The following is a 7,768-nucleotide window of genomic DNA, read 5'->3' as shown; positions in this document are numbered from 1 at the left end:
CCCCGGCTAAAACACCGGATGGTGACACACTAGGGTGGAAACTTTTGGACGCTGTTTCCACCCCTAATCTGGTAAGTATTGCACGCTGTTTGACATGTGGCTTTACCGCATCAGCAACTTGAGGTGTATTACCAGCCGATATTTGATATTTCCACGGGGCGCATTGTCAAGGCAGAAGCACTCTTGCGGTGGAACCATCCCGAATTAGGCCTCATGCTTCCTGGACAATTTATGGGACCTGCAGAAAAGGCCGGGCTGATGAATGAAATCGGAAATTGGGTATTTACAGAAGCAGCCTTGCATTCGGCCCTATGGAGCGCTTTGTTGGGAACGCCCTTTCAAATCAGCATCAACTTGTCGGCCAAACAGTTCATAGACCAAGACTACACAAGTGGCTGGGGCGCTTATATGAAAAGTCTTGGGTTGGCCTCGAACAGCATTTCAGTCGATATAAGAGAAGAAGTTTTTTTGAATGAGCGGGTCAACGCCAGCGACAGGATCGTCGCACTGCATGACGCCGGTATTGAAGTGGCAGTTGATGATTTTGGAGCGGGATATTCATCCATCGATCATCTAAATAAAGCCGCTGTCGATACCATCAAGATCGATAAGTCTCTCGTTCACTTTATGACGGGCCACGCAAGCAGTCAAACGGTCGCGCAGGCCATCATTGCAATGGCACATAAGCTGGGGATCAAGGTGATTGCAGAGGGCGTCGAGACAATCGCCCAGCACGTTAGTCTTCAATCAGCAAACTGCGACTATGCGCAAGGATATTTGTTTGCTGCACCCTTGCGCGCAGAGGTATTTGAAAAACTGCTGCATCCTGCCTAGCGCGTTATTATTGGAGGTCTGACAATTCAGGAAAATGGCGATAGAGCGTATGTTTGAATGTCAGCTTCGGAGCGGCTAATTTGCAAAAATGTACACCGTCTATTGGGTTGAGGCTGCCGTCGGCGCGCATTGGGATACGGGCTACTATCTGCCGAAACTAAGCCACAGGTTACTGCAGTTGTTCACCAAGGACTCATCAAGAAAACGACGAGTAGACAGACCAGTTGGCGTCATGATCGTTAATGCACTGCGAATGATGGGACTAAATCTCAGCCTTCAGCCTTGTATGGATACCAGAAATGATATCTCTGCTCTTAGGATAAAAGACAAACTCTTTGAAAGTACCTTTGCTTATCGTAAGTACAGGTATAGTTGGGTCGGAAGATTTGAGACAAGCGAATATATTATCTTTTACCTGATTCAACAACAGGTTCTCTGTGGACCGGCAGGAGCATCTGAGTTGGGATGTTCGAGCGGCATTGCAAATCCTACTCGGATGCCTAGTAGAGCATGCTTAGCCTGCTGGCGCGCACTCAATATTGACCAGACGGGGGGCGCCGACAAGATGAGGAGGAATCAAAGAAAGCGTCGAAAGAAATCGAAGCTTCAGAAAAGAACTCAAAAGTATGCAAAAAAATGGGTAGGTGTTCTGTAACATTAAAGCTGCGCAGATCAAGTGGCAACCCGCCCTCATTTAAATGTCCCAGGCTATCGATCCCCCGAAGAAGGCTAACTACCAATTAGCCACCGAGTTGACCACGATGATGACGAAAGTCGATGGGACTATTAAGACGCCTGAACTGATGGATTTGATGATCTTCGTTAAAAAAATCGAAGAATTCAGTAAGACTGCAGAGTCCCGGGATCGTCTTGTGGTTCGCCGCCGAGATGGTGGGAGCGAATATCTATGGAGTCGCATGAACACGAGCCGCTATCGCACACGCATGAGCACCTCAACGATGAACACCAGAAGTAAGAGTATGATTTCGGGCGGGAAGACGCTAAGCCACACGTACATCCACAGTGGTACCTGCAGCTCAAACATGCCCACGCGTATTATTTGGATATTCATCACCCTTATGAGCATTAATAATGGGAATCTTTGGACAAGGAGAGTTTCTACTATTCTCATTGGTGCAGCAGTCCATCATAGAAACTGACTTAGAACCTGATGAAATAGACACTAATAATCGTATCAATTTGCACAAAAATGACGACTTCCCGAATAGATAACAAGACAATATAAAAAAACAGCTCTAATTGAGCGTTTTTTGTGGAAGACCTTTATCTTCCTGACTCCAACACTTTAATAGAACGCTTAGGGCGCAGAGAACCCGTTTTTTATCTTAAATATTTCTTTTAAACCGCAAATATTGGAGTAATTATGGTTCAAGACAGCAGCTCCAATATACCTTTCGACGTGACAAGCCTCGGAGGCAACTCACGGACCGCCTATGTTCGTGTCATTACTATCGGGCTAGTTTTATTCTGTATTGTTACACCACTGACATGGAGTGTGTCAGTTGGTGAGAGGATCGTGGTTTTACTTCTGCCTTTGGGTTTCACGGCGTTTCAATTTTTAGAACTGCAGAGCTATCACCTTTATTTTAATGATATTGGTGTGTGGATTTAGTCTGGCATCCTGCCATGGAAGAGAGGTGTTGCTGGCGCGATCTGGATAAGGCGGTTTATTTTCAGTCGATTGGCAGTTGGCCGTTCGAATCGTATTCTATTCGCATTAGCCATCGCTTCACAAAGTCGAGTGAAATACTGGTGAGTCACATGACGCGTGGAAACGAAGTCGTTATGACGATTAATGGTCGCCATCAGGATTTGGTCAGGGCAAATGCTCTAAGCTAACTGGATTTGCCTATTACTTTTACTTGTTTCATGAATGATCTAAATCAATGAGTACAATTTTTTTTGTGATCCTAATCCTGAGTTCGAAATGTAAAGCTCGCGGCCATGATTTTACTCTGTGATCGAACGGCAGAAAATACGCTGCATTTTGAGTTAGCTCGCATTATTCAAAAGGCTGTCATCCACTATAAATGTGGCAATCTTGATGATCGTAGTAACATGATTGTTAGATTGCGTTTATCTTATCAATATTCAGCGCACGTTAATATTATGCAAACCTACTGTTTGAAGACGATGGCGTCGGTATTCAGGAAGCGCATTTGGATAAAATTTTTGATCCGTTTTACACCACCAAGTTGGGCCAAGGAGGATCTGGCCTTGGCTTAAATATTTGCTACAACATTGTTGAGGGATTATTAGGCGGACATATTTCTGTCACATCGCTACATGGTGTCGGTACCCAATTTAAAATACGTATTCCGACAAGCGCGCCTTACAAAGTCATAATCGATGAACTTAGGTGAAGAAGGATATCCAGATTGAACGATATGTAAATGCGCGATGTTGACTGAATCAAAAAAAATAAAGCGATCCATAAAGGTCGCTGTATTTTGAATGGTTCCCAATAAATTAGAACTTTAGTTCGGCGCTGATTGTTAGCACTAGAAAGTGCCCTGCAACGATATCGATAAAAGTTTGGAATCACCGAAGAACGGGTAAGAATAATGCGATTTATCTTTACTGATATCGTATTGGACTTTGAGAGCCATATTCTTACGGAAATCCCAGCGCAAAGAGATGTTTTGGCTATCCCTTCCTTCAATCGGCTCAGTAATCGTGCGGTAGCGTGAGATTGTGTACATCGGCAACCATGCGCCGTATTGATAGCCGACACCTACTAACGCATATTTATAGACGTTATTAAGTCCCTTTGATGCATCGATCTGTTCGTAACGGTCGACCTCTGCTTTGATCAGCCAATTCTTATAATCCATATTGGCCGAAACACCCATAATGCGGGTCGACTGACTATCGATAAAGGTATTTCGGGTGCCATCCGGGTTGTCTTGCCAGAGCGTGTCCTTGTACCACATCATCATTCCACGAACGTCAAAGATACCGTTGTTCGCAGTTACCGAGGCACCATAAATATTTTTCCAAGACTCATGCGTCGGAGTTGTGTAGTAAATTTTGGTGTCATAAGCATCATTTTTTTGCGTATAACTGCCAGTCCAAGCAAGCATCGTCGCGGCCCAATCCGACGTGCCGAGCTGGGTACGATAACTGACATTAGCACCATTGTAGGAATAAATAGGCCACCCATAGACATCTGGTGCCGGTCTTACCCAAGGATAGGCATAACCAATGTAAAGAAAATCGCTGTAGTAGTACAAAGGAATACGAAATTTACCTGCCTGAAATGTCCAGCTAGAATCAGCAGAAGGTTGCCACGTCACATAAGCCCAGTCGATCGTTGGACGTGAGCCATCATTAGGATTAAGCGCACGGCTAACCAGTTGTGCTGTAGCAGACAAGGTCTGTGAAAAATCTTTTTTGATTTGAAATCCGATCAACGACTCTTGATCAAACTGAAAGCCTTTGTCTTTTTCATACACTGCGCCATATTCCCAACCTTGGATAGTACAAGGGCACTTCCATTGTTGATATGTCCAAGGTGCACTGCTGCCAAGTGCAGAGCCGCTCAATACTTTAGCTCCTGTAAGGCTATAAAAACCAGTCAGCCTGAGTGAGCCGTCATCGGTCAAATCAATGGCTGCAGCGTTAGCTGCAATCGCTAATTGTATGACTGTTGCAATGAGTATTTTATTCATCAAGTAACCTCCTCAAACGGAAGAAAAGTAGACGGTTTAGGGAACTGTAGCAATAACCTTTACGGTGTCATCAACCGCCGATTTCTCTATGTAGCCAATTACATTGACATTTTCGCTAACCGCTTTCTTGACTTGTTCAGAATTTTTATATTCTTTGGGAGGCTTCCCCTTGCCTGTAAACACAATTCTGGACCAGATCGCCTGTACCTGCGCAGGCTCTTTCTCTAACACTTTTTTATAAAACTCTGCACGAATAGGAGAGTTCCCAGCCTGCTCTACAGGAGTGAATAAGACCGAACCACCAAGAAAAAACTGAGCAGCTTGAGCCGCAAACATTTTAGTTGCAGGATTTTGGGGGTTGACAATAATTACCAGTTCGGCGGTCGCCGATGACGTTAGTCCAAGCAATAATGCGCTTGTTACAATCAAGTGGAGTGATCGTTTCATCTGAAATCCTTTAATCCATTTAGACAACGCAATTAATTACGTACCTGTGGCTAAGAACTATTGAAATAAAGCTATGATGATAGAAACGAAATCTAAAAAAATAAATCGCTCCTTTACGGTACATAAGCGATCACTATTGTTTATACCAACCGATATTTTTACTTGATGGATGAGCTTACTCGTGGGTATTTATGTTTGTCAATTTTTTTCTTAATCCTGTCGTTTTAAATTCACAGCAGTAACAAATTGTTATGTCAAAGTTAAATCTAAACCAGATTCTCTTTGCTTATTTTTTTAAATTTAAGATTTGTGCCGACTGGATGAAACTGCTCACGACCAAGCAATTGATTTTCCAGTTGTACAACGTTGGTCTGCATACTGCTACTTCTTACACAATTTCTTGAGCACTTATTTCCATGATACGCAGCTCGATCATTGAAGCATTGTTGAATCCAAGGTAATGCTGTACGTTGGCAGATGCACAGGCAATATAGATGATTGTGCCGAGATACAATTCACAATCAACACCGTGGACAATTGTCTGCTAAGGTATCCAAGTGCCTTTATCGCTGACGCAATACAACTAAAAGTGCGTAGGTCATATTAAACTGCCGATTGTTTCTATTTTGTAGAATACTCGTGCTTTGAGCGAATATGCCCTACCTTCAAATAACAAATTCGCAAATAACCTAGATACCAGCTCTTAAGCGCATTCTTTGTTGCATAGCCCAAATTCGAAATGGTCGGAACGAAGCGTTTTCCGAGTCGAATATAAAACTTGGCCGTTTGAGTACATTCTTCGTATGAGTAAATTAACTACCTATGAGGAGAGTCTAAGATTTTATCCACACGCCCAGCTGGCCAACAATGATTACCTGGCAACAAGTAACCGAAATTAATTTACATCGGTGGACATCAAATCTCACAATTCATGGCGGTTTCCGGGCATTGTCAAATTACCGATTACTTAGATGCAATCAAAGCGTTGAGATTGGCAGAAATCTCCACAATATTCGCCACGTTACCAGCGATGATCGCCATCAAACGATCAATTTGATCCAGTGTCGTTTGATAATCGGAGAGTGATTTTATGACCTTGTTTGTTAAATCTGGTGAAAGTGCCATTTCGTATTCAAAGATTAGTTGTCGCAAATAGCTAATTTTTTTATTTCCGCTAAATATACAGTCGTTTGCGTCCAATAAATATTGTGAATATAGCCTTTGTGTAATTTCGGAAAGCTTATTGAGATCTTTACTAAATTGCTGAATGTTTAGTTGCCTTTTTCGATAACTAATATTAGCAACGTTCGGTATATTTTCGGTGAGTTTTAATGTATTTTTTTCTTCATGAATCAACATTAAAATCTCTGTAAACCGGTTCGCAATATGAGTGCTCATCTCGGCAAATGTTCGATGCTTGACAAAAAAATCAGCAAAAATATTTTCACTTTCGAGATGATATTTATTCATTTTTTATCTTCCGATAACACGATTATAAAACTAAGTAGATTTTAGATATGACTTACTCTAGCTTAGTCGCAATCGCAAAAAATTACTTTTCCGCGCAAATGAATTGACTTTTTGGAGGCTAAAAAGCACTTTAATTCAAGCGTACGAAAACCCTGCATTGGCTGCGAATAAACATCACACAATTGTTCATGTTGCCCAAGGATCGCGATATTCTGTTTGTCAAATATGATCGCCTTAGTGAGAATACATACGAATTATTCCCAAACAAAATAATATTTTCTAGGTGGTATCAAAGTAATATTTATACGCCGCGTTTCCGAAACCATCGATCAGATGTTTTGTAGCAGTGAGGAGCTACAGCTGAGATGAAGCAGAAATGTATTCTGAAGATCAAAAAGCCGAAGAATAGAATTAATCTGTAGCAGACGCATCTTGATTCTCGGGAAAATTGAAACGCCCATTTTTGACCATGTGCATGGTTTCAATACCCGCGATTATTTTGGCGGCGAAATGAAATTGTTCAAATCCCAGCATAGGTCGGGTTCGAAGTTTAATAGCTCGATTATCCTGTTCTGCGGAACGATTTAAGTATTTGGATGCGCGCAACTTAAGATCAATACTGCTATCAGCGACGATTCTATTTGCCGCTGGGATATCAGCACTACCCTAGTCAATCAAAAATTTTTATCGAATATCATACGAGCCAATAGCGTGCCAAAAAATCGATGAGCGCCAGCCTAATCTCGCTTGGTTGTCATTAAACGTCGATCGTATGACAGAGTTTATCTTTTGCTCGCTGAAGATATTTTCTACAGATTTAAGTTTCATCCACGAGCCAACTCAGCGATGTTGGCCACTGACGACTTCGACAAACTTTAGCTAAAACAGGCAAGACCTTGACCTATCGACAATGCATGGTGGAGTCATCCACCTCGACTGCGGGTTCTCGCATCATGTATTCAAGGTTACTAGTACCTAACGTATCGGCTGCACACCATTGAACAAATAAAAGTATGATTTTTAACGGATATTGAACGCTCTTTAAAATCGGACGAAGTACGGAGTCTTCAATTTGTTGAGGCAGTATATTCAACACAATATTTTAATAATTCTAGCTCAGCGCGACACCACCACCCGCTCCCCTTTTTTAGAATAGCATGTAGCCATCGTTTTTTTCATAATTGCCCTCAGCGTGCTCAAGCCCGATCGTTGTAAAAAATAATGGATTACATATGAGGTTCTTGCAAAACGAAACACCGGAGAGTAATTTTATTGCGAGAAGCGCAAAATAGATGAGAAAGGAGCGGCCATTTCTGGCAAGATGA

General features: G+C 42.3%; 6 protein-coding genes and 1 pseudogene. 3 read left to right on the top strand and 4 right to left on the bottom strand.

Going from position 1 to position 7,768, the window contains the following annotated elements; genetic code table 11:
- Positions 1-96 precede the first annotated feature (96 nt).
- From AAKU64_RS21855 to AAKU64_RS21845, 3 genes are all read left to right on the top strand, one after another.
- Positions 97-834: an EAL domain-containing protein gene (locus AAKU64_RS21855; RefSeq protein ID WP_354363025.1), complete on the top strand. Its 738-nt coding sequence runs from the start codon at positions 97-99 to the stop codon at positions 832-834.
- Between the two features lie 88 nt (positions 835-922).
- Positions 923-1,489 carry a hypothetical protein gene (locus AAKU64_RS21850; protein WP_354363024.1) on the top strand — a complete coding sequence of 189 codons (567 nt, stop codon included), beginning with the start codon at positions 923-925 and terminating at the stop codon, positions 1,487-1,489.
- 1,486 nt (positions 1,490-2,975) lie between these two features.
- Positions 2,976-3,218: an ATP-binding protein gene (locus AAKU64_RS21845; protein WP_503012728.1), complete on the top strand. Its 243-nt coding sequence runs from the start codon at positions 2,976-2,978 to the stop codon at positions 3,216-3,218.
- Positions 3,219-3,356: 138 nt separating this feature from the next.
- Here AAKU64_RS21845 and AAKU64_RS21840 read toward each other — a convergent pair whose 3' ends face one another.
- The 4 genes and pseudogenes from AAKU64_RS21840 to AAKU64_RS22695 form a co-directional block, all read right to left on the bottom strand.
- Positions 3,357-4,526, bottom strand: a complete 1,170-nt coding sequence (locus AAKU64_RS21840) for a hypothetical protein (protein ID WP_354363022.1) — start codon at positions 4,524-4,526, stop codon at positions 3,357-3,359.
- A 36-nt stretch (positions 4,527-4,562) separates the two neighbouring features.
- Positions 4,563-4,973, bottom strand: coding sequence for a hypothetical protein (locus tag AAKU64_RS21835; RefSeq protein ID WP_354363021.1), 411 nt, complete (start codon positions 4,971-4,973; stop codon positions 4,563-4,565).
- Between the two features lie 963 nt (positions 4,974-5,936).
- On the bottom strand, positions 5,937-6,443 hold the full coding sequence (locus AAKU64_RS21830; RefSeq protein WP_354363020.1) for a hypothetical protein: 507 nt from the start codon (positions 6,441-6,443) through the stop codon (positions 5,937-5,939).
- Between the two features lie 411 nt (positions 6,444-6,854).
- A pseudogene (locus AAKU64_RS22695) lies at positions 6,855-7,539 on the bottom strand (IS6 family transposase).
- Positions 7,540-7,768 lie beyond the last annotated feature (229 nt).

Source organism: Undibacterium sp. GrIS 1.8 (genome assembly GCF_040544445.1).
Taxonomy (GTDB): domain Bacteria; phylum Pseudomonadota; class Gammaproteobacteria; order Burkholderiales; family Burkholderiaceae_D; genus Undibacterium.
This window is presented reverse-complemented; position numbering and strand designations above follow the sequence as displayed.